The organism is Seonamhaeicola marinus (genome assembly GCF_008085455.1).
Window position 1 is genome coordinate 1 of record NZ_VSDQ01000384.1, and the last position, 425, is coordinate 425.

Below are 425 nucleotides of genomic sequence, written 5' to 3' on the forward strand. Positions count from 1 at the left end.
AATTCAAATAAAGCTGTTACAATTTTTTTGTTGGCAACAAACTTCATAACAGCGGGGTTTGGTGTTGCTTCGGCATAAACGGTTACAGGTACTTTTTTAGGAGCCTCCGTTTCAGTTATTACAATGCCTCCGTTATTTAAATAGGCTTCAATTTGTTGAGCTACTTCGTCTTGTACATCGTTCCATTCAACAATATCAAAACGTTCAACAGCAACAAAGTTTCCTGAAATGTAAACCTTTTTTACAAACGGAAGATAAAATAATTGTTGTGCCAATGGCGAAGGTTTAGCGTCATCAATATTTTTAAATTCAAAGCTTTGATGCTTTGTTATAAATTGATTTACTTCAAATTTTATTATGGCTTTATTAGATGTTTCTTGCACAGAAACCTTGAAAGTATTCATTTTAGCTAATTTTTTACAAAA

At 32.0% G+C, this 425-nt stretch carries 1 protein-coding gene; it reads right to left on the bottom strand.

The features are described from left to right. Positions 1–404, bottom strand: a 404-nt coding sequence (locus tag FUA24_RS05055) for a NifU N-terminal domain-containing protein (protein ID WP_187388177.1), incomplete at its 3' end; no start/stop codon positions are given. Positions 405–425 lie beyond the last annotated feature (21 nt).